This window comes from Banduia mediterranea, from assembly GCF_031846245.1.
GTDB classification, from domain to species: domain Bacteria; phylum Pseudomonadota; class Gammaproteobacteria; order Nevskiales; family Nevskiaceae; genus Banduia; species Banduia mediterranea.
This window is the reverse complement of sequence record NZ_JAVRIC010000054.1, coordinates 1-1,692: the sequence shown is the minus strand read 5'-3', so window position 1 is coordinate 1,692 and position 1,692 is coordinate 1. Positions and strand designations below refer to the sequence as shown.

Below are 1,692 nucleotides of genomic sequence, written 5' to 3'. Positions count from 1 at the left end.
GTCGAGTAGCCCAAGGGATCTTCCCCCTCAGGCTCTCACAGATCCGTACGTGAATCTCTCGATTCATACGGCTCCTCGCATCCATAGCCCTGCCTCACCGGTAGACGAATTCCCAGTGTGCAAACAAACGAGGGGTACTCTCCCGCCACCGACTGAGCCATGCCCAGGATCGGCGTTTGTGTCCCCGCAACCGTTTGTATTTATTCCTCGCCCAACAGCCGAGTCGAAGATCAAGCCGTGCCAGAAACCGCTTTAGCGGCTCCGGATACAGATGACCAAAATACTCAATCCAACCCCTGACTATGGGATTCAGCCGGTCCGCCAGCATCGGCAGCGTCAGCTGGGTACTTCGATTGATCTTCAGAGCCCGAATGGCATGGGTCATCCGTTTCAGCGCTTTGCGCCCAACCGCTGGATTGAAGCCGGCAAACAACCGCCCACGTCGATCCTGACAGGTTCGTGCGTGGAAGCTGAAGCCTAAAAAGTCATAGCGCACCAGCGGGAACTGGCCGGTGCGCCGGTCATCCTTGCAGTACACCACCTGCGTCTTCGTCGGATGCAACCGCAACCTGCAGTCGCTGAACCGGGAATGCAGCTCTGTAAGTAACGACCGGGCTTCTTGTTCACTTCGGCAGTGGCACACCATATCGTCGGCATACCGCTCAAACCGCACCGACGGGTGGTGGCTCTGCATCCAGGAATCAAACACATAGTGCAAAAACAGGTTGGCCAGTAGCGGACTGATGACACCACCCTGCGGTGTGCCACTGGTCCGAGTCTGAATCTGTCCGTCCTCCAATCGGGCCGGACATTCCAACCATCGCCGGATGTAGAGTCGAATCCAGACTTCCGGCACATGGCGGTTCACTGCCCTCTGCAGAAGTGCATGGTCGATGGTGTCGAAGAAGGCCTCGATGTCCATTTCAACCACCCAGTCCAACCGCCAGTTGTTCTGACGAGCCTGGGTCACGGCTTGGAGCGCACTTCTGCCCGGCCGATACCCAAACGAGGATGGATGAAACACCGCCTCCAACCGCTGCTCGATCAGCAGCTTGACCACCATCTGAGCGACGCGATCATTGACCGTGGGAATGCCGAGCGGCCGAAACCGTCCGTCTCCCTTCGGAATCAACACCTGCCTGACCGCTTGGGGCTGGTAGCTCCCCGAACTCATTCGATTCCACAAGGTATAGAGATTCTTGCCGAGCCTCGCCTGGTAGGCTTCCACGCTGACGTCATCGACGCCGGCAGCCCCTTTATTGGCAGCCACCCGCTTCCATGCTTCCCAGACCACGCGCTTCGGAATCCCAAAGGGTTTGGTTCGGCTGCGGAGATCCTCCTGGATTCCAGTTGTCCCAACAGCCTTACCGGATGCGGCCATGCCTTCGCTCCAGCTCCATTACAGCGCCTTCATCACTACTACGCATGGCTCCGCCCCTGTGCCTCGCATTGGTACTCCAGTCCTGATGGGTTCTCCACTTGGACTTCTCCCTTCTCATCGAGGCGACAGGTTCCCAAGTTCCACACCAACGCCTGAACAGCCGTCACGCCACCTCTATGCCGGATGCCGCCAGACCAGAAACAGGTATCCGTCTGGCTCCTCCCGGGGCGTTGTCGATTCCCGGTTTAGACATCACTTCAGTTTTCGACACTTGGTCAGTGGTTCACTTTCGTTCGTCTCAGCTGCTCATA

Annotated in this window: 2 protein-coding genes; one reads left to right on the top strand and one right to left on the bottom strand. The window is 57.9% G+C overall.

All coding sequences use genetic code 11. The annotated features are described in order from the left end of the window. Window positions 1–94: 94 nt before the first annotated feature. Window positions 95–1,381, bottom strand: coding sequence for a group II intron reverse transcriptase/maturase (ltrA, locus tag RM530_RS18310; RefSeq protein WP_311366709.1), 1,287 nt, complete (start codon window positions 1,379–1,381; stop codon window positions 95–97). Window positions 1,382–1,479: 98 nt separating this feature from the next. Here ltrA and RM530_RS18305 point away from each other — a divergent pair. Further along, a partial coding sequence (locus RM530_RS18305; RefSeq protein WP_311366708.1) for a hypothetical protein occupies window positions 1,480–1,692 on the top strand: 213 nt, incomplete at its 3' end.

What these genes read in the sequence shown, in the direction of transcription:
- ltrA (WP_311366709.1), bottom strand. Translation starts at nt 1,381, where the DNA reads ATGGCCGCATCCGGTAAGGCTGTTGGGACAACTGGAATCCAGGAGGAT.